The sequence below is a fragment of the Spirosoma sp. KNUC1025 genome, from assembly GCF_045160025.1.
Taxonomy (GTDB): Bacteria; Bacteroidota; Bacteroidia; order Cytophagales; family Spirosomataceae; genus Spirosoma.
This window is the reverse complement of record NZ_CP087139.1, coordinates 4,907,353-4,925,975: the sequence shown is the minus strand read 5'-3', so window position 1 is coordinate 4,925,975 and position 18,623 is coordinate 4,907,353. Positions and strand designations below refer to the sequence as shown.

Genomic DNA, 18,623 nt, shown 5'->3' with positions numbered 1-18,623 from the left:
AAAAACAACGTAGCGTTCTGTAACTTTAGCTAGATGAAGGCAGTTTGTTACGTGCTAATGGTATGAAAAAGCTTACGGTACTACTTCTAATTGTGCTGGGCGCCTGCTCGCCTAAAACCGTTGCGACGTTTACAATAGAACCTAATCGGTTGTTATACAGCAGCAAAGAGTTGAATCAGCCTAGTACAGCCGACTCGATTGCCCGAATAAAGCCAAGCGGTTTTATAGGTAAGAATTTGAAACTGACTCTCCGCAATGGCGAGCGCAGAATAGTTTCCAGAAAGACAGTCTGGGGGTATTCGGATGCAAAAGGAAACATCTGGCGTCGCTTCAAAAATGACTACTATCAGGTGCTTCGGGTCAGTGATGTGATCGAGTATGAGGTTATTGAATCGCGAACTGTAGGGCCAAATATGGTGATCAACGAGCCGGTTAAAATGTACAGCAAAACACTCGATAGCAAAATAGTTGGCAGCCGAAAGCGAGCCTTGCAAACGGTCGATGAACCCAAAGCAGAGTAAAAAAAGAAGGGCTCACCTAAAAGTGAGCCCTTCTTTTTAAGAAACCATTCCGCCATTCCAGATGGCCTCACCCGGTGTGATGAGCGACAGCTTTCCATCGCGGTCTTCAGCCATGAGAATCATTCCCTGCGACTCCATGCCCATCATTTTACGGGGAGCCAGGTTCGCCAGGAACGTAACCTGTTTGCCAATTACCTCTTCCGGTGTAAAATGTTTGGCAATTCCACTCAGTATCTGTCGGCCACCAAAACCGTCATCGACTTTCAGTTTCAGAAGTTTATCGCTTTTGGGTACGCGTTCGGCTTCGGTAATTGTGCCGATACGGATGTCCATTTTCGCAAAATCGTCGTAGGTGATTTCTGCCCGGATTTCCGGTACTTCTTTGGTGGCTAATTCATTCATTCGTTTGGCATTCAGTAATTTCTGAATCTGTTTATTGATTTCGTCGTCTTCAATTTTGGCAAACAGCAAATCGCCTGGTCCGGCTGGTGCCTGCCCTAGGGCGTGTCCTTCCACCAGTAAGTCAGCCCGACCGGCGTTGGTCCAGTTAAAGTGCTCGGTCATATTAAGCTGAGCCCGCAGTTTTTCGGCCGTAAACGGTAAAAACGGTTCGCAAACGATGCTCAGATTCGCCGTAATCTGCAACGCAATATTCAGGATCGTATGGGCCCGTTGCGGATCGGTTTTTATGGCTTTCCAGGGTTCAGTTTCGGCGAGGTATTTATTACCTAAACGCGCCAGATCCATCAAATGACCTAAAGCTTCCCGAAAGCGGTAACTGGCTATCGACTGCCCGATACGGTCGGGGAACTGGGCCAGCTCGTCCAGCACCTGCTGGTCGTAGGCGGTAAGTTCAGCCGTAAGCGGTACGTGTCCGTCAGCCATTTTATGCGTCAGCACAACGGCCCGGTTCACGAAATTGCCCAGAATACCGACCAGCTCGGAGTTATTGCGCGCCTGAAAATCTTTCCAGGTAAACTCACTGTCTTTGGTTTCGGGGGCGTTGGCCGCCAGTACGTAGCGTAGCACATCCTGTTTGCCCGGCAGTTCGTCCAGGTATTCGTGTAGCCAGACGGCCCAGTTGCGCGACGTACTGATTTTATCGCCCTCAAGGTTCATAAACTCATTCGCCGGTACGTTGTCGGCCAGAATATAGCTGCCCTCGGCCATCAGCATAGCCGGAAAAATAATGCAGTGAAAAACAATGTTATCCTTACCAATAAAATGCACCAGCTTCGTATCCTTGTCGCGCCAGTAGAGTTCCCAGTCGCGCCCTTGTTCAGAGGCCCATTCTTTGGTCATCGAAATGTAGCCAATCGGTGCGTCGAACCACACGTAAAGGACTTTTCCTTCAGCGTTGGGGAGTGGAACCTTGATGCCCCAATCCAGATCGCGCGTCATAGCCCGTGGACGTAGTCCTTCCTTCAGCCACGACTGGCACTGCCCAAATACGTTGGTCTTCCATTCGGTATGGCTATTTACGTACTCCTCAATTTTGGGCTGCATCCGGTCGAGCGGTAAAAACCAGTTTTTCGTTGAACGCATTACGGGTTTCGAACCCGACAGTGTGGAATGGGGTTCAATCAGTTCGGTAGGGCTAAGTGCCGTTCCGCAGCGTTCGCACTGATCGCCGTAGGCGTTGGGATTTCCGCAGACCGGGCACGTACCAACAATATACCGGTCGGCCAGAAACTGCCCAGCCACTTCGTCGTAATACTGTTCGGTGACCTCCTCGTCGAAATCGCCGTTATTGTAAATGTTTAGGAAAATCTCCTGTGACGTTTCGTGATGAATCTGATTCGAGGTACGGGAGTAAATGTCGAATGAGATTCCGAAATCCTGAAAAGCCTGTTTAATCTGGACGTAGTATTTATCCACGACTTCTTTTGGCGTAATTCCTTCTTTTTTGGCCTTAATGGTAATGGGTACACCATGCTCATCGGTGCCGCTAATAAAGGCGACATCTTTACCCGTGGAGCGAAGGTAGCGCACGTAAATGTCGGCGGGGAGATAGCATCCGGCAATGTGTCCGATATGAATCGGGCCGTTGGCGTAAATGAGTGCCGCCGTAACGGTATAGCGTTGTGGGTTTTCGAGAGACATAAGCTTGGTTTCGGTTTTCAGGGTCTGATGTTCGGGTGAATGGCAGTGGCCAGCCAATGCGAAAACCAGAAACGGAAATCCTTATTTGGCCGCAAAATTAGCAATTCAGGCCCGAACGTTGTTATGTTTACACAAACAGTACAGTCGGGCTGCTATGGAGAACAACACACCGAATACGAATAATTTCCTCAACTGGGTCGAAATCAAAAACTTCAAGTCCATCAAGGACCTGCGGCTCGACTGTAAGCGCGTGAATATATTCATCGGCAGACCAAACGTAGGGAAATCGAATATCCTGGAGGGGTTGGGGTTATTGGGGGGAATCTTGATCCTAAGAAGTACTTGAATGGAGCTATTCGCTATGAAACTCTTATTAATTTGTTTTATGATGGTGATTCGTCAGAGAAAGTAGAAATAGATACTAATACGATCAATATTACAATAAATAGAAAAAATATAATAAGTATTGAAGATTCATTTGAAATAAGTTGGTACAAAAATAGATCGTATAATAGAAGATTTCTTTTAAGTAGTAAAGGGGAAACGATGAGCACCTTTGAAGGATTATATACTCCTGGCAACGAAGACTCCGAATATCAAAGCAGCCCAATCAGAAAGTACGATTTTTACACATTACATACATTCAATAATAGTTTCAGTGATTATTTGTTGCCGCCTTATGGCTGGAACTTATTTGAAGTAGTGAAGCGCCATCCTAATTTGTTTAATGAATTCTTTAAACTTTTTGAAAATCAGCATTTAGATTTTATTTTTTCTGATAGTAAGCAGACATTTGTTTTGCAGAAAAAAGAAGGAATAAATGTAAAACAGTACGATTTCTTCTCTATCGCCGATACGTTCCGGCGGTTCATGTTTTACATCACGGCCATTGAATCCAATAAAAATTCAGTGATTGTTTTTGAAGAGCCTGAAGTGCATTCGTTTCCACCATATACACAGGAAATGGCGTATCGGATGATTTACGATGAAGACAATCAATATTTTATCTCAACCCATAGTCCATACATGCTTCATCCGTTCATCGAAAAGATGGACTATAAAGATTTAAATGTATTCATTACGTACTACAAAGACTATCAAACGCACGTCAGAGCACTAACCGAAGAGGAGTTGACGGACATTCTGGATTATAGCACGAACGTATTTTTTAATCTAAGAAAGTTCGAGCCCAATGCCTGATTCAATCCGACTATATCCTGAATGCCATGCTGATACAACTCTTATTACTTTTTTCATCTCTGACACGCAAATCATCGAACACTCGGCTGGGATCAATGAAGTATCGAAGTCGTTAGAAACAGTAAAGTCAGATGCAACAGTCCTGCTAGGTATCGTCGACAATGACAAACATAAGCCAAGATATTTAAGGCAGTTTGAACTCATAAAAGAAGAAATAAGGTTTGTTATCTACACAGACCTGGTTCTAACCAGTATCTGATAATCATCGATAAAGCTATCGAGACATTTCTTTTGTGGAATGCTGCTCAGGTAAATCTGAACGTAGCAGATTACGGTTTCCATACCGATGTTCGACAACTGGGAGTTAAATTAAAAAGTCGTTCTATCGAAACGGATCCTGATTATCTTAAACTGCTGAAAGATTTGCACACTCGCCAGGCACCCGGCTTCCTCACACTTGAACGTATCCTGAATGACATCATCCCTACATAATCCTGTTTTTATTACGGGAGCAACCGGCTTTATCGGCTCTCATATAGCTCGGCACTATCTGACAAACGGGCACTCGGTAATGGGGTTGTTTCGACCGCAAAACGGATATGGCATGCTGGCCGATGTGGCCGATCAGATAACCTGGTTTGAGGGTGATGTGCTCGACATTCCTTCGCTCGAAATAGCTATCCAGCCAGACGCCGACGTTATTCACGCAGCCGCTGTCGTTTCGTTTGTTCCCAAAGACCGTGATCGAATGGAGCAGATCAACGTAGAAGGGACAGCCAATGTTGTAAATGTTTGTTTGAAAACGGGCGTTCGGAAACTCGGATTTGTCAGCTCAGTTGCGGCTATCGGACGGCCCCTCGCAAAAAGCGGAGACATAACCAGTCCCTTGCCGATTGATGAAAGTCAGAAGTGGGTTGATTCGCCAAACAATTCGGCCTACGCCAAAAGCAAATATCGGGCTGAGCTGGAAGTCTGGCGTGGCATAGCCGAAGGTCTGAATGCCGTGATGGTCAATCCATCGGTTGTTCTTGGGGTGGGTGACTGGAGCCGGAGTAGCCTTCAGCTTATTAAATACGTCTACGACGAGCGACCTTTCTATCCGGCGGGTTTAGTAAATTACGTAGATGTGCTGGACGTAACAAATGCCCTTGTGGAGCTGATGCAATCCGACATAACCGCCGAGCGGTTCATCCTGAATGGGGGCACCATTCCGTACCGTTCCTTGTTAGAACAGATAGCAGCGGTATTGGGTAAGCGTCCGCCGTCCATGCGTATACCACCCGTGTTGACCAGGTTACTTTGGCCAATTGAGGCTGTACGGGCATGGTTGTTAGACAAATCCCCACTGATTACTCGCGAGACGGCCCGTTCGGCAAGTTCGCTTTATGCCTACAACGGACGGAAAATTGAGCAGGTCATTGATTTTCAATACCGACCGCTAAGCGATACGCTCCAGCGTGTGGCAGATGCGCTAAAAAGGCCCCCTGACGAATTGTAAATTTTCGAGATTGGGGTTGGAGTTTCGCTTTTTTGGATTTATATTTCACTGCCAAAGGATAAATCGCGCCGTTGGCGCGGCCCCTATCCGCCAAACATTTTTCAGGCAAAAGTATGGAGCAAGAGTTCGAAGAACGAGAAGGCGATATTAAAGAATCCATCCGGCGTTTCGAGCAGATGCTGGACCAGCAGCAAAGCCAGTTTTTCGACCTGGATGTCTATGAGCAGATGGTTGAGCACTACCTCACCCAGGGCGATTTAGACAAGGCGCTTAAAGCCGCCGAGGCCGGTTTGGAAAACTTTCCCTACGCGCTGGAGCTTATGCTCGATAGAGCCCAGATTCTGGCTAATTTCCAACGCTTTGACGAGTCGCTGGATTTACTGGAACGGGCTTCGTTGTTTAATCCGGGTGACCTCGACGTACCGTTTATGCAAGGTTCAGTCCTCAACATGGCGGGACGTTATGAAGAATCCATTCAGGTGCTGGAAGAGCTGCTCGACCGGGCCGAAGAAAAAGATGATATCCTGTTCCAGTTAGGACAGAGTTATCAAAACTGGGGAAAGTACGATGAGGCTATTACACAGTACAAGAAGTCGATAGCCCTGAACATCAATAATGAAAATGCCCTCTATGAGTTGGCCTTCTGCCTTGACGTAACGGGTGAGCTGGAAAACAGCCTGACGTATTATCAGCAACTGATTGACGCCGATCCGTACTCTTACAACGCCTGGTACAATATCGGTATCGCCTACAGCAAATTGGGTCGGTATGACGAAGCTGCCGAAGCTTATGATTATGCCGTTATTATCAAGGGCGATTTTGCGTCGGCTCATTTTAATCTGGGCAATACGTACATGAATCTGGGCCTGTTTGAAAAGGCCGAAGAATGCTACCGGCAAACCCTGAAGTACGAAGAATCAACGGCCGATACATACTGCCATCTTGGAGCTAGCCTGGAGAAGCAGGATCGGTACCCGGATGCGATAAAAGAGTACCGTGAAGCCATTCGGCTGGATGCCATGTGGGACGAAGCGTGGTACGGTATTGGCGTGTGTTTGAGCGAATCCGGCAAATGGTACGAAGCCCTGCCGTTTCTGCAAAAAGCCATTAAGCTGAACGACCAGAACGGCGAATACTACCTGGCGGTAGCCGAAACCGAGTACAAAATTGGCAACGTACTGTCGAGCGTTGAAGCGTTTGAAAAAGCTGCCGAAGTGGATGGCGAAAACCCGGATGTTTATCTGACTTGGTCGCTGGTGCCTTTTGATCAGGGAGATTTCTTACGGGCGAATGATATTATTCAATCCGGAATTAACGACATGCCCAGTGAGGCCGATTTATACTATCGGTCAACGATTTACCTGATTCATGCAGGCCATTATCGGGAAGCGTTAATCCAACTGGAAGCTGCGCTGACGCTTGACTACGATGCGCATGTTCAGCTGTTCGAATTCTTCCCTGAACTGGAAAAACAAAAAGCCCTGTATAAAATTATTCAGCAGTATAAAAAAAGTGAATAAGCGAAAATGCCCGCCAGATCATTCTGGCGGGCATTTTCGCTTATAAGCCTCTACTCTTCATTAAGCCGGGCCACTGCTTTCACGATTTCGTTCTGGTTCAGGAAAGTATCGGGTAGTTGTTTTCCTGATTTCTCCCGTAAGGTATAGAACCAGTTATTTAATTTTTGGAGCGACGTAAAAGTATGCAGATCGCTGTTGGCATCCACGACGTAAAGTTTCCGCCCTATTTTTCCGCGATCTTCATCAACTAAAAACCGGCGGTCCAGAATTACAGTCGCTCCATCGGCAAGCAGCCGGTAAAGTTGATGGCCAAAGCGCAAAAAAACGGTAGAGTCGGTCCGGTTCGTGACCAGTGTATCTGAACCCGATAAGGATAGCCGTCTGATCATTGAAAACCCAATCCGTTGCCGCGTGGCCTGACTGCTGGCACGATACGTAAAAACCTTTCTGCCATTGTATTGGAAACGCCCTTTCAATATGTTTCCATCTATTAACTCGACAGTACCATCGTGGTATTTATAGTCGATTTCGGGCAATGTGTTAACGGGTACATAAACGGTACTTGGAGGAACGTGTTTTGTGTGCTGAGACCAGGCTAGCGTTGCTGTGAAAAACAGCGCGAAACAGATAACTACGGTACGTTTCATAGTAGTAAAGTTTTACATAACGGCTAATTTCTGCATCAATGTACTACAATTTGATTAATTCTAAAAGCAGTGTTATTACCTGATAAAATAAGATAAAACGAGGATATAAAACCAAATAGAAACGTAACAGATACATAGTCATTATCCTATTCGGGTCCTGAATCGGGACTGGCTTTAGAACGGCGACCATTTTCAAGATAGACATAAAGATGGAGGGCATGATTGAAACGAAAAATACGTACTGGATCAGACGCCGATTGCTGAAGGGCAAACTGATTCAGATAGCCCAGCTCGAGCCGCATATGTTTTTGAATTTTTCGCCCAACTGCAATGTAAGTGCGAGCCTGATCAAACCGGATTCCGGAGGCTGAACCAACAACCATTGGCTCAATACTCAGGTGCGAATACCAGCGATCATCTTCTTTGTTACGTTTAAAAATAGGATTGATCCAGCGTGCCATGCCCCGTAACCGGATGTTGAAGCGGTCGGCCAGTACTTGCTGCGATTCGCCATCGGACAGAAATACGTAGGAGTTCGCCAATGTATCCGTTAAAGATGCCCATCGAAGCTCTGTTCGGAATCGCTGAATGAATTCGCCATCACCCGCTGGTTTAGTGATCTGTAGCTGTGGTATAATCCGGACTTCCTGAAAAAATGTAGTAGGCTGGTATTCGCTTACTCTACCCCAGTTCCACCACAAACCCACTGGAGACAGCGAAAGCCGAACGGGTTCGGAGAGTTGGTAACTAACCCAGGGACGGAAGACCTGAAGGAGTGGATGGCGAAACGCATTCAGGTCGCGGCCATTGTTGTCGTCAGCCTGTCGCCGGTATTGATGGTCGAGCTGAAAACTCCAGCGCCCACCAGTTTTGTAAACCAGATTAACTTCGGACCAGAAAACGGCGCGATGCAGGGTACGTGTTTGTGCCTGGATCGATGTTGAAACTAGCAGAAAAAGGACGAGCAGAAACGGATTCACAATACGAATAGAGGATGAGCACGAATCGCTAACTGACCGTCATCACCGATTGTTTTAATCGTTTTTTAATCTCGCTTTGCCGGGCTACGTCGGCTGCTCTGGCGTTGTTGTGGTTTTAGCAATTAGCTTCTGCTTCAGATCAAACGTTTGGGCGGCAAAAACAATCAGAATCTGATGTTCGTCAAATACCCGTTTTACGGCCATAATGGCCTCGCTTTGAGCCAACTGTGCGTTTGTTGCGGCTGGATTGATCCAGAACCAGATGACAAACTGGATATTGGCATCGCCGAAGTTTCGATAATGAAAGTCGACAGGGTGACTACGTAATACAAAGGGTAAGCTCAAAACGGCAGCTTTAGCCACGCGCTGCGCCGTAGGTAGATCATCGAGATACGAAACCCCGGCTGCAACCTCAATCCGGCGCTGTCCGATTCGTGAAAAATTTGTTATTGGTTTTTGAAAGACATCCTTGCTCGGAATTTCGACGGTTTGTCCCTGACCGTTATCAATCACAATTGACCGCAGTTTAATATCCAGCACTTTACCCGTATAGCCGTTGGTTTCTACTACGTCGCCTACTTGAATCGGTCGGGCCAGAGCGATCATCGTTCCCGAAATAAAATTGGCAGTCAGGTCCTGAAAGGCGAAACCAACGGCCAGCGCAATAACGCCAGCTCCGGCCAGTAGGGAGGTTACGGTTTTATCCAGCCCCAATATACCTAACGCAATAAACAGACCCAGCGCCAGCACGAGTACGCGTGCGAGAGCACCAGTCAGATTGATGAGTGATACGTTGTTGCTAACCCGGTCCAGTCCCCGAACCATCCAGCGACTAAGCCAGCGTGACAAGAACGTAAAGATTACCAGCACTAAAATGGCCACAGCCAGCTTAGGCATAAACTGGATGGCCACCCGTATCCAGGTTGATAATTCAGCGTAAATAAGTCCGGCGGCCTGCGAAAAATTCATTTTATCGGTGATTAGTGGTGTAGGCAGAACGACACAGATTTGATTAGTGTTTCATCATTAATCGCATTCGCCGTACCTTTGTAGGATATATAAATTCGATTTCTGATGACACCGACCGCTGCCGTATACCTGGATAATGCTGCCACAACCCGACTTGATGCTGAAGTTTTAGACGCCATGTTGCCCCTTATGACGGAGCAGTTTGGCAATCCCTCGTCCATTCATAGCCACGGCCGAATGGTTCGTACAGCCATCGAAAAGGCACGTAAAACCGTGGCATCCTTACTCAATACGTCGCCTGCCGAAATCTTCTTTACATCGGGCGGTACCGAGGCCGATAATACGGCCATTCGAAGCAGCATTGAAACCTACGGCCTGACACATGCCATTACGTCGCCGTTGGAACATCATGCCGTATTGCACACGCTTCAGCATCTCGAACAGCAGGGCGTTATTCAGTTGAGTCTGGTGAATATTGATGCCAGAGGGCATATTGATCTAACCCATCTGGAAGAATTGCTTCGTCAGTCGCCACGAACACTGGTTTCGCTCATGCACGGCAACAACGAGATCGGTAATTTATTGAACCTGAATCGGGTAGGGGAGATATGCCGGGCGTATAAAGCGATTTTCCACTCCGATACAGTTCAGACAATGGGCCATTTCCGGCATGATCTTCAACAGTTGCCGGTCGATTTCATTGTTGGCGCTGGGCACAAATTCCACGGGCCTAAAGGGGTTGGGTTTCTGTACGTGAATGCCGAACGCGTAAAAATTCATCCATTCTTATATGGAGGAGCGCAGGAACGTAACATGCGCGGTGGTACTGAAAATGTGTATGGCATTGTTGGCCTGGCCAAAGCGCTGGAAATTGCCTATCGCGATATGGACGCTCACAGGAACCACATTACGTCGTTAAAACGCCGGATGATTGAGCGGCTTTATGGGAAAATGCCGGACGTTCGATTTAACGGTGATTCGGGAGATGTTGACAACAGCCTGTATACCGTACTGAACGTTAGCCTGCCAGCTTCCGACATTAGTGATATGCTGCTGTTCAGTTTGGATATTGCCCGGATTTCGGCCTCAGGCGGCTCGGCCTGTTCGAGTGGTTCGAATGTTGGTTCACACGTATTGGCCGCCTTGCCGGAACTTGACGCTGACCGTGGCTACGTCCGATTCTCGTTTGGCAAGTACAACACCGCTGAAGAAATCGACTATGCTGTTGATACGTTGGTAGGATTGTATCAGAAAGAGCTGGTGAAATAAACGCGGAATAAATTCGGGTTCGGTAGAGAACGGGCTAACGAAACGCCTACTTCTCCACCAAACTTGGGCTTAACCAGCGATTGGCTACGTTTAGTGTATACGTTAAAAAGGCCCGCGCCGTCCGTTCATACACTTCATGGCCAACAAAATGTCCACGTTCATCCAGGTTCTTATCGGTTTCGTGCGACTCATACAGTTTTGGCGATACGATGGAGTAACTATTGGTGAAACTGATCATTTTGTTTACCACCGTCGTCATATCTAAGGCTGGCTGGCGACCTCCCCGCCCGTTCGAAATACCAACCATCGCAAAAACTTTGTTATCGAGCAGATGCTTGAAAACCGGCCCACCCAACTGGTGAATCGTGTTGGTTGCCTGTGGGGGAGCTGTCCAGTTGTACTCAGGCATGGCAAAAATTACCAGATCGGCGGCTTCCCACGTACTGATCAATTCCTGCTGAAACGGAGTGAGGGTTTCTTTTTTAACGGAACCCTGGCCAACAAAGGGAATATCGTAATTCTCAAAAGTTACTATCGCCACCTCATGCTGACCTTCTTCAGCCAGAATATGCCGGAGGTAATTGACAAAACGCAGCGAATTGCTGTTTTTGCGCGATGAGGTTGAAATCAATGCAATGTTCATAGATCAGGTTCAAATACGTCTAGGAAACCGCGGTATTAACCCTTTAGTTTCAAGAGATTAAAAGGAGGTACGGGGTGCAACGTTTGTGCATTCGGGCGGGTCTATGCATCATACTGTCAGGCTAATCGATTTCCTTGTCTATGAAAACATTAGTTGGTTTATTGTTGCTCACGGGCAGTGCGATTGCGCAATCACCGACCCAGATGATCCGACGCGATTCGTTAGCCCTGGTTTTGCTTCCCACTGGAGATTTGCCCGTGCCGATGCCCACGGTCCGGCCAGATAATTCGTTTTATCGGACCCCCGCGAACTCTCAGAACCTACTGCGGGCTACGTTGGATAACATGCCCGTAAAAACGCCCGATTCATCCACTCACTATACCATGTTGCAGTCGTATCCGCAGCTTCCCAAGCTGAACGAACAGGCTGCTCCATTGGTCAAGCCCACGCCACGTACTGGACCGAAAAAGTTTAAATGATCACCTTACCGTAACGCCTGAGCCAGATCGGCAATTAAATCCTCACTGTGTTCCAGCCCAATCGACACGCGTAACAGGTTTTTGGGCGTTGACGAATTAGGCCCTTCTACACTGGCCCGGTGTTCGATCAGGCTCTCTACACCCCCAAGACTCGTTGCTCTTGTAAACAGTTTAAGTTTACCAATAAACTGAAGTGCAGATTCTACTCCGCCTTTAACCTGTACGGAAAGCATTGCCCCCGGCGCGTTCATCTGCTGGTGAGTAATGGCTCGGTCGGGGTGATTGGCCAGGCCCGGATAATGTACCTTTTCTACGGCTGGATGACCATCCAGAAATTCCGCAACTGCCTGTGCGGTAGCACTCTGAGTACGGACACGTAGTCCCAATGTCTTAATGCCGCGACTGACCAGCCAGCAATCGAAAGGAGAGGGTACCGCGCCAGAAAGCCCCTGTAGATTTCGGACACGCTGCGCAAACTCATTGTCGCGTTTGAAAATCAACGCTCCGCCAAGCACATCACTATGGCCGCTGAGGTACTTAGTGGTTGAATGCATTACCACATCGCAATTCAGATCAAGCGGTCGCTGGAGTACCGGTGTTGCCCAGGTATTATCGCAAACGCAGATGGCGCCGGCATCGTGAGCCAGTCGACTTACAGACAGTAAATCCGTAATGTCGAGCATCGGATTTGAGGGCGTTTCGCACCAGACAACGCGCGTATTTTCGTGTATTGACGCTTTCACTTCATCCAGATCGCTCATATTCACCCGCGTATAGGTTAGGCCCCAGGGTGGAAAACCTGTTCGAGCAGGCCGGGCGTACCGTAATAAGCATCCGTTGAGAGCAGCACATGGTCGCCCGGACGTAGCGCCTGAAACAACGTCATCGTAGCGGCCTGCCCGGAGCCAAAGGCCATGCCCACGGCTCCACCTTCAAGAACAGCCAGCGCTTTTTCCAGTGCTTCCCGGGTTGGGTTGTTTGGCCGGGCGTAGGTGTAACTGGCGGGCAGTTCGTTGGCTTCGTTGCGGGCAAAGGTTGTCGATAAGTGAATGGGCGCCACAACATCGCCTGTTTTAGGGTCTGGATGGTGCGTTGCGCGGAGGGCGAGTGTGTCGAAATGCATAACGGTAAGATTCAGAATGGAGCCGGATGATTATCCATGCAACAGTATTACACCAAAGAAAGTTGAATGAAGAGCTGATTCACTGGCGTAAACCATTTAGTGGGCAAGGAGGTGAATAGCCTACTTTCTGGTTAGTAAATTTTAGTAAATTTTACGGTCACTTTGCTGAAAGTCACGGGCTGTCTGCTACTTTTAGGGCGCCGTATGCAAGCATACTATTATCATGGAAAACACGTACCACGCCTTATCATTTGAGCACATAAATGGTGTTATGACCGTTACGTTGCTCGGTCCCGGCAAGGGAAATGCAATGGGCTCTGAGTTTTGGGAGGAGTTGCCCAAAGCGATGGATGAACTAAACCGGATGCCCGACGTACGCTGCATTGTTTTTCGGGGGAGTGGCGATCATTTCAGCTATGGACTTAATATTCAGCAGATGATGCCTCGTTTGGGTAGTATGACAACGGGCACTGTGGTGGCTCATCAGCGTGCAGACCTGATGGCGTTGATACGTCAGATGCAGTCAGGCTTTCAGAAAATGCACGAATCACCCAAGCCAGTCATTGCGGCTGTGCACGGCTGGTGTATTGGGGGCGGAGTAAACATGATTGCCGCTGCCGACATTCGGATGTGTTCGCGCGACGCTAAATTTAGTTTGCGGGAAGCCAAACTTGCCATTACACCCGACATTGGCGGTCTACAGTTTCTGCCCAACATTATAGGCCAGGGTTTTACCCGCGAAATGGCCTTTACCGGCGCCGACTACGACGCTGCGTTTGCCGAACGTACTGGCCTGGTCAATCATGTATACGATACGCCCGAACAGTTGTTTGACGCTGCGGCTACGTTAGCTCAGCAGATAGCCGACAATCCGGCTACCGCCGTTCAGGGAGCCAAACGCGTACTGAACTACAGTCTGAATAAATCCATTGAAGATGGTCTGCAATACGTAGCCGTCTGGAATTCAAGTCAGCTCCAGTCCGACGATTTCTCGGAAGCCATGCAGGCCACAATAGAGAAACGAAAAGCGGAGTTTAACAAAAAATCAAACAGAGGTTACTAAATGAATGATTGAGTTCTTGAAGGATCCAATGATTGAATGCCGCTGGGATACCATCATTGGATCATTCAAGTACTCAATCATTCCGCAATTCAATCATTATGAACCCAACAGGCATGCTGCGCGACGATGCGCTACAGGGAAAGACGATTATTGTTACAGGGGGCGGAACAGGGTTGGGGAAGTCGATTAGCCGCTACCTGCTCCAACTGGGCGCCAACGTAACCATCTGTAGCCGACGGCAAACGGTGATTGATGAAGCGGCTCAGGAGTTGATGCAGGAAACTGGCGGTACAGTACTGGCTGTTCAGTGCGACGTTCGGAATCCGCTGGAAATTGAAAACGTCATTGCCCGGACGATTGAAAAATTTGGCAAAATTGACGGCTTGCTTAATAACTCCGCCGGAAACTTCATCAGCCCGACCGAGCGACTTTCCTATAAGGCATTCGACACGATCGTTGACATCGTTTTGCGCGGTACGTACTATTTCACGCTGGCCGTTGGCAAATACTGGATTGAACACAAAATTCCGGGCGTAGTCCTGAACATTTCGACAACCTATGCTACCACGGGTTCCGGATACGTAGTGCCTTCGGCAGTGGCTAAGGGCGGTGCCCTCATCCTGACCAAGTCGCTGGCGGGTGAATGGGGAAAGTACGGCATCCGGCTCAACGCCATAGCTCCAGGACCGTTCCCGACCAAAGGGGCCTGGGACCGGCTCTTTCCGGAACCACTGATGAAACTGATGGACCCAACGAGCCGAATTCCGCTCAAACGCGTTGGCGAACATGGAGAACTGGCTAACCTGGCTGCTTTTCTGCTGTCTGATTATTCGGGGTTCATTACCGGCGAAACCATTACGATCGATGGGGGCGAAGTGCTGATGGCGGGCGAATTTAGCCACCTCGAAAACGTAACAACAGACCAGTGGGATCAGATTGAGCAATCCATTAAACAGGCCAACCGGGCGAGTAAGAAAGAGTGAAAATGAATGATGAATTATGAATGATAAATGATGCGGAGAGTAGCGCTTTTATTCATCATTTATCATTCATAATTCATCATTTACATGCACCTTTGTCCCGCAAAAAATGTTCTATTTACGTACCAAAACTCAATAAAATGCCCAACTGGTTTCTCGGAAAAATCCGCTATCAACAACCCATCGACGACTCGAATGTCGGTACCCGGAACGAAGAGTTTATCAAGCAAAAAACCGTAACGGAAGCGTATCTGGTCGATGCCGTAAGCTATACAGATGCTGAAGCCAGACTTTATCAGGAGATCGCAGCCAATACACCCGACTTCGAGATTACCAACATTTCGCGTATGAAACTGGCCGATGTGTTTCATCATGAAGATGGGGGCGAAACCTGGTTCAAAGTAAAAGCCATGTTCATTACCGACGACGAAAAAACCGGTAAGCAGAAGAAAACGCCAAGCATGATGCTTGTGAACGCTGAAACGGCCAAACAGGCATACGAACGGGTCGAATTGAGTCTGAAGACTGCCCTCGATCCGTTTGAAATTACGGATGTCAATACGACTAAAATCCTGGATATTTTCCCATATACGGAAGAAGAAACCCGTAATCTGCGTCCGCTGAGCGAGCTCGTAAGCCCAGAGCCAGAAACGGTATAAGATTGGTGAATATATTGTATGCTTCCCGGTGGTTCCTGGCTGCCGGGAAGTTTTTTTGCAAAATAGCCGTTCTATTGTACAGAATTACCACCGTTGACTCACAACGGCTTGCTTTGAATAGCTACTAATGTAGATATTTGTGCCATTATGAAACGCACTCTGTTCCAACTGTTCAACGTCCTGATGGCCTGCGTCGTGCTGTTAAGCAGTACTGGCTTTGGCTTGGTTGAGCATACGTGCCAGATGCGTGGTAAGAAGAAAACCATGGTTGTTGCGTTCAGCAACGTACAATCACAGGGCTGCGCTACCGAAGAACAGCCGATGCCTAACCAGCAGACGGTTATTAAAAAGACGGAGTGCTGTCAGGATGATCAGCGTTATGAAAACGTTGACATCTCTTCGTCGCTGAGTCAGTTTATCGCCAAGCTTGTTAAAACCGTTGCCGAAACGGTTGTGGCTGGCGTCATTACGGTGGTGTCGTGGCTTTTCGACATGCTATTTACCGAAAGTTCTGCATCGGTTGCCGTTTCTCCTTCTCCGCCTTCCCTTTCCGGGCGTGACATCCTCACGCTCGATCAGACGCTGCTTATTTGATACGTTGATTGATGATGCCTTCCCGCGTCGTTGTGGCACGGGCTTGTTCCATCTATTCATCCAATCAACGAACTTATGCGATTTTTATATCTATGGATTGCGCTTGCGGCCGTTGTGCCAGCATGGGCTCAATCCGATTCAATAACCAGCCAACAACCTCATGCATCCGCAGGTCAAACTGTCGTTCGGGGTAGTGTGGGAGAAATTGTTAGCGGCAAACGAATTCCGCTTATCGGCGCCACTGTTCAGTGGGCAGGTACTTCGTCGGGAACAGCGACTGGCACCGACGGTAAATTTCAACTTCCCATTCATGCTGTGAGTAACCGGCTAATAGTTAGCTACGTTGGCTATCAGCCCGATACGTTGTCGATTACCAATCCCGCAGTTGACATCACCGTAACGCTACGTAGCGAACGGACCTTACAGGAAGTGACGGTAGCGGGAGCGCCGGGTCAGATGGACCAGATCAACCCCATTCATACGGAATTTATTAACCAGCGAACGTTGGCCAAAGCTGCCTGCTGCAATCTGTCTGAAAGCTTTGAGACTAACGCTTCCGTAAGCGTGTCGTACAGCGATGCCGTAACCGGGGCCAAACAGATCCAGTTTCTGGGATTGGGAGGGCAATATGTTCAAACGAATGTCGAGAACATTCCAACGGTACGCGGGCTGGCTACTACGTTCGGTCTGAATTACATTCCGGGTACCTGGATTACAAGTATTGACATTGGAAAAGGCGCAGGATCGGTTGTCAATGGCTATGAGTCGATGAGCGGCCAGATGAACGTAGAGCTACAGAAACCCGACGATCAGAACAAGTTATTTCTGAACGGATACGTCAATAGTTTTGGCCGGATTGAAGGTAACGCCAACTGGTCGAAAGCATTGACCAAAAAGTGGAGTGTGGGCGTATTGGGGCACGCCAGTACGTTACGTACCGAGATTAATCAGAACAACGACGGTTTCCGGGATTTGCCCCTGTATACTCAAGTGAATGCCATCAATCGGTATAAATACAGCAGCGACCGATTTATGGCCCAGTTTGGCGTAAAGGCGTTGTATGAAGAGCGCGATGGTGGACAGCTGGCCAGTTTTGGTACGTCGCGATATAGTTTTGGAAATACGACCAAACGGCTGGAATTTTTCTCCAAAACCGCTAAACTATACCCTGAAAAGCCTTACAGAGGGTTAGGCCTGATTCTGAATGGGGTCAGCCATGAGCAAACCGCCAATTTTGGGTATCGGCCCTACTCTGGTCAGCAACGTACGCTTTATGCCAATCTGATTTACCAGTCGATTATTGGCAATACCAACCATGCCTATAAAACCGGTATCAGCTATCTGTTTGATGATTACCGCGAACAACTGGGGTTCATTCAAACGAAACGTACGGAATCAGTACCGGGTGTTTTTGCTGAATACACCTATACCTATCCGGAAAAACTGACGCTGGTGCTGGGTGGTCGATTCGATTATCACAATCTGTTCGGAGCACAGTGGACACCCCGCGCTCATCTAAAATATTCAGTCAATCAGTATGTTACGTTACGAGCATCAGCTGGCAGAGGCTTTCGGGTACCCAATATGTTTGCCGAAAATTTTGGGTACCTGGTTAGTTCAAGAGCCGTTATCAATGATGCGCAGCTTCGGCCAGAGATTTCGTGGAATTACGGGCTGAGCTTAACAAATGAGTTTTCGTTGTTCGGGAAAAAAGCGTCATTGGTAGTTGATTACTACCGGACGGATTTCCGCGAGCAACTTATGGTGGATCTGGAACACCCACGTGAACTGCATTTTCATAATCTGTACGGAAAATCATTCGCCAATAGTTTTCAGGCCGAGCTAAACTATCAGCCCATCAAACGCATGGACGTCAAACTGGCGTATCGGCTTTACGATGTGCGCCAGAGCATGAGCGTTCCATCGGGTGACACGTTGCTATTGCCCCGGATGATGATTCCCCGCGACCGGGTTCTGCTGAACATCGGCTATGCTCTGCCATTCGACAAATGGAAATTCGATGCAACCCTCCAGTGGAACGGTCCACGCCGGATTCCGTATCTGCGCGAAGGCGCTGACTATGAACAGCCACCCTACGTACCCCGTACCTATTCGCCGGGTTATTATAACCTGAATGCCCAGTTGAGTCGGGCGTTTCGAACGGGATGGGAAATTTACCTGGGTGGTGAAAACCTGACGGGGTTCCGACAAAGCAATCCGATATTGGCGGCTAACAATCCTTTTGGTCCTGACTTCGACGCCGGTACGCAGGTATGGGGGCCCATAACAGGGCGAATGGTGTACGTAGGATTCCGTTTTAAACCAGCTATCTGAACCAAGCTATCTGAACCAGGATTTTTGTGAGATTTAAAAGA

18 protein-coding genes and 1 pseudogene are annotated in these 18,623 nt (G+C 48.2%); 13 read left to right on the top strand and 6 right to left on the bottom strand.

Annotation, left to right across the window (positions count from 1 at the left end; genetic code table 11):
* The first annotated feature begins 62 nt into the window (after positions 1–62).
* Positions 63–521 (top strand): hypothetical protein, encoded by a 459-nt coding sequence (locus LN737_RS21625; protein WP_405511898.1) that lies wholly within the window; start codon positions 63–65, stop codon positions 519–521.
* Between the two features lie 36 nt (positions 522–557).
* Here LN737_RS21625 and metG read toward each other — a convergent pair whose 3' ends face one another.
* The gene (gene metG, locus LN737_RS21620; protein ID WP_405511897.1) at positions 558–2,624 is read right to left on the bottom strand and encodes a methionine--tRNA ligase; all 2,067 of its coding nucleotides are present in this window, start codon (positions 2,622–2,624) and stop codon (positions 558–560) included.
* Positions 2,625–2,778: 154 nt separating this feature from the next.
* Here metG and LN737_RS21615 point away from each other — a divergent pair, with 154 nt between their 5' ends.
* From LN737_RS21615 to LN737_RS21595, 5 genes are all read left to right on the top strand, one after another.
* Positions 2,779–2,970, top strand: a complete 192-nt coding sequence (locus LN737_RS21615; RefSeq protein ID WP_405511896.1) for an AAA family ATPase — start codon at positions 2,779–2,781, stop codon at positions 2,968–2,970.
* Positions 2,971–3,170: 200 nt separating this feature from the next.
* On the top strand, positions 3,171–3,824 hold the full coding sequence (locus tag LN737_RS21610; protein ID WP_405511895.1) for a hypothetical protein: 654 nt from the start codon (positions 3,171–3,173) through the stop codon (positions 3,822–3,824).
* 291 nt (positions 3,825–4,115) lie between these two features.
* Positions 4,116–4,316 carry a hypothetical protein gene (locus LN737_RS21605; protein ID WP_405511894.1) on the top strand — a complete coding sequence of 67 codons (201 nt, stop codon included), beginning with the start codon at positions 4,116–4,118 and terminating at the stop codon, positions 4,314–4,316.
* The gene (locus LN737_RS21600; RefSeq protein WP_405511893.1) at positions 4,297–5,322 is read left to right on the top strand and encodes an NAD-dependent epimerase/dehydratase family protein; all 1,026 of its coding nucleotides are present in this window, start codon (positions 4,297–4,299) and stop codon (positions 5,320–5,322) included. Before LN737_RS21605 ends, LN737_RS21600 begins: the two co-directional genes overlap by 20 nt.
* 113 nt (positions 5,323–5,435) lie before the next feature.
* Positions 5,436–6,842, top strand: coding sequence for a tetratricopeptide repeat protein (locus tag LN737_RS21595; RefSeq protein WP_405511892.1), 1,407 nt, complete (start codon positions 5,436–5,438; stop codon positions 6,840–6,842).
* Between the two features lie 50 nt (positions 6,843–6,892).
* Here LN737_RS21595 and LN737_RS21590 read toward each other — a convergent pair whose 3' ends face one another.
* The 3 genes from LN737_RS21590 to LN737_RS21580 form a co-directional block, all read right to left on the bottom strand.
* Complete coding sequence (locus LN737_RS21590; RefSeq protein WP_405511891.1) at positions 6,893–7,489, bottom strand: hypothetical protein; 597 nt, start codon at positions 7,487–7,489, stop codon at positions 6,893–6,895.
* Positions 7,490–7,635: 146 nt separating this feature from the next.
* Positions 7,636–8,469 (bottom strand): DUF2490 domain-containing protein, encoded by an 834-nt coding sequence (locus LN737_RS21585; RefSeq protein ID WP_405511890.1) that lies wholly within the window; start codon positions 8,467–8,469, stop codon positions 7,636–7,638.
* Between the two features lie 84 nt (positions 8,470–8,553).
* Positions 8,554–9,438 (bottom strand): mechanosensitive ion channel family protein, encoded by an 885-nt coding sequence (locus tag LN737_RS21580; protein WP_405511889.1) that lies wholly within the window; start codon positions 9,436–9,438, stop codon positions 8,554–8,556.
* A 105-nt stretch (positions 9,439–9,543) separates the two neighbouring features.
* Here LN737_RS21580 and LN737_RS21575 point away from each other — a divergent pair, with 105 nt between their 5' ends.
* The gene (locus LN737_RS21575; protein ID WP_405511888.1) at positions 9,544–10,707 is read left to right on the top strand and encodes a cysteine desulfurase family protein; all 1,164 of its coding nucleotides are present in this window, start codon (positions 9,544–9,546) and stop codon (positions 10,705–10,707) included.
* Between the two features lie 46 nt (positions 10,708–10,753).
* On the opposite strand, the gene LN737_RS21570 is transcribed toward LN737_RS21575, so the two are convergent.
* Positions 10,754–11,350, bottom strand: coding sequence for an NAD(P)H-dependent oxidoreductase (locus LN737_RS21570; RefSeq protein WP_405511887.1), 597 nt, complete (start codon positions 11,348–11,350; stop codon positions 10,754–10,756).
* A 140-nt stretch (positions 11,351–11,490) separates the two neighbouring features.
* Between LN737_RS21570 and LN737_RS21565 the strand changes: the two genes are divergently transcribed.
* Positions 11,491–11,829 carry a hypothetical protein gene (locus LN737_RS21565; RefSeq protein ID WP_405511886.1) on the top strand — a complete coding sequence of 113 codons (339 nt, stop codon included), beginning with the start codon at positions 11,491–11,493 and terminating at the stop codon, positions 11,827–11,829.
* Between the two features lie 5 nt (positions 11,830–11,834).
* Here the strand turns inward: LN737_RS21565 and LN737_RS21560 are convergent.
* A pseudogene (locus LN737_RS21560) lies at positions 11,835–12,952 on the bottom strand (trans-sulfuration enzyme family protein).
* Positions 12,953–13,175: 223 nt separating this feature from the next.
* On the opposite strand from LN737_RS21560, the gene LN737_RS21555 reads away from it, so the two are divergent.
* The 5 genes from LN737_RS21555 (at position 13,176) to LN737_RS21535 (ending at position 18,582) form a co-directional block, all read left to right on the top strand.
* On the top strand, positions 13,176–14,015 hold the full coding sequence (locus LN737_RS21555) for a crotonase/enoyl-CoA hydratase family protein (protein WP_405511885.1): 840 nt from the start codon (positions 13,176–13,178) through the stop codon (positions 14,013–14,015).
* A gap of 98 nt (positions 14,016–14,113) precedes the next feature.
* Positions 14,114–14,998, top strand: a complete 885-nt coding sequence (locus tag LN737_RS21550) for an SDR family oxidoreductase (RefSeq protein WP_405511884.1) — start codon at positions 14,114–14,116, stop codon at positions 14,996–14,998.
* A gap of 137 nt (positions 14,999–15,135) precedes the next feature.
* Positions 15,136–15,654, top strand: coding sequence for a DUF4494 domain-containing protein (locus tag LN737_RS21545; protein WP_405511883.1), 519 nt, complete (start codon positions 15,136–15,138; stop codon positions 15,652–15,654).
* A 147-nt stretch (positions 15,655–15,801) separates the two neighbouring features.
* Positions 15,802–16,248: an HYC_CC_PP family protein gene (locus LN737_RS21540; RefSeq protein WP_405511882.1), complete on the top strand. Its 447-nt coding sequence runs from the start codon at positions 15,802–15,804 to the stop codon at positions 16,246–16,248.
* 75 nt (positions 16,249–16,323) lie between these two features.
* Positions 16,324–18,582, top strand: a complete 2,259-nt coding sequence (locus LN737_RS21535; RefSeq protein ID WP_405511881.1) for a TonB-dependent receptor — start codon at positions 16,324–16,326, stop codon at positions 18,580–18,582.
* The last annotated feature ends 41 nt before the right edge of the window (positions 18,583–18,623 follow it).

Bases quoted from the DNA above. Each gene is read 5' to 3' on its own strand.
- LN737_RS21595 (WP_405511892.1), top strand. From the start codon at position 5,436: ATGGAGCAAGAGTTCGAAGAACGAGAAGGCGATATTAAAGAATCCATC.
- metG (WP_405511897.1), bottom strand. From the start codon at position 2,624: ATGTCTCTCGAAAACCCACAACGCTATACCGTTACGGCGGCACTCATT.
- LN737_RS21545 (WP_405511883.1), top strand. From the start codon at position 15,136: ATGCCCAACTGGTTTCTCGGAAAAATCCGCTATCAACAACCCATCGAC.
- LN737_RS21615 (WP_405511896.1), top strand. From the start codon at position 2,779: ATGGAGAACAACACACCGAATACGAATAATTTCCTCAACTGGGTCGAA.
- LN737_RS21570 (WP_405511887.1), bottom strand. From the start codon at position 11,350: ATGAACATTGCATTGATTTCAACCTCATCGCGCAAAAACAGCAATTCG.
- LN737_RS21625 (WP_405511898.1), top strand. From the start codon at position 63: ATGAAAAAGCTTACGGTACTACTTCTAATTGTGCTGGGCGCCTGCTCG.
- LN737_RS21555 (WP_405511885.1), top strand. From the start codon at position 13,176: ATGGAAAACACGTACCACGCCTTATCATTTGAGCACATAAATGGTGTT.
- LN737_RS21540 (WP_405511882.1), top strand. From the start codon at position 15,802: ATGAAACGCACTCTGTTCCAACTGTTCAACGTCCTGATGGCCTGCGTC.
- LN737_RS21580 (WP_405511889.1), bottom strand. From the start codon at position 9,438: ATGAATTTTTCGCAGGCCGCCGGACTTATTTACGCTGAATTATCAACC.
- LN737_RS21610 (WP_405511895.1), top strand. From the start codon at position 3,171: ATGAGCACCTTTGAAGGATTATATACTCCTGGCAACGAAGACTCCGAA.
- LN737_RS21600 (WP_405511893.1), top strand. From the start codon at position 4,297: ATGACATCATCCCTACATAATCCTGTTTTTATTACGGGAGCAACCGGC.
- LN737_RS21590 (WP_405511891.1), bottom strand. From the start codon at position 7,489: ATGAAACGTACCGTAGTTATCTGTTTCGCGCTGTTTTTCACAGCAACG.
- LN737_RS21535 (WP_405511881.1), top strand. From the start codon at position 16,324: ATGCGATTTTTATATCTATGGATTGCGCTTGCGGCCGTTGTGCCAGCA.
- LN737_RS21565 (WP_405511886.1), top strand. From the start codon at position 11,491: ATGAAAACATTAGTTGGTTTATTGTTGCTCACGGGCAGTGCGATTGCG.
- LN737_RS21550 (WP_405511884.1), top strand. From the start codon at position 14,114: ATGAACCCAACAGGCATGCTGCGCGACGATGCGCTACAGGGAAAGACG.
- LN737_RS21575 (WP_405511888.1), top strand. From the start codon at position 9,544: ATGACACCGACCGCTGCCGTATACCTGGATAATGCTGCCACAACCCGA.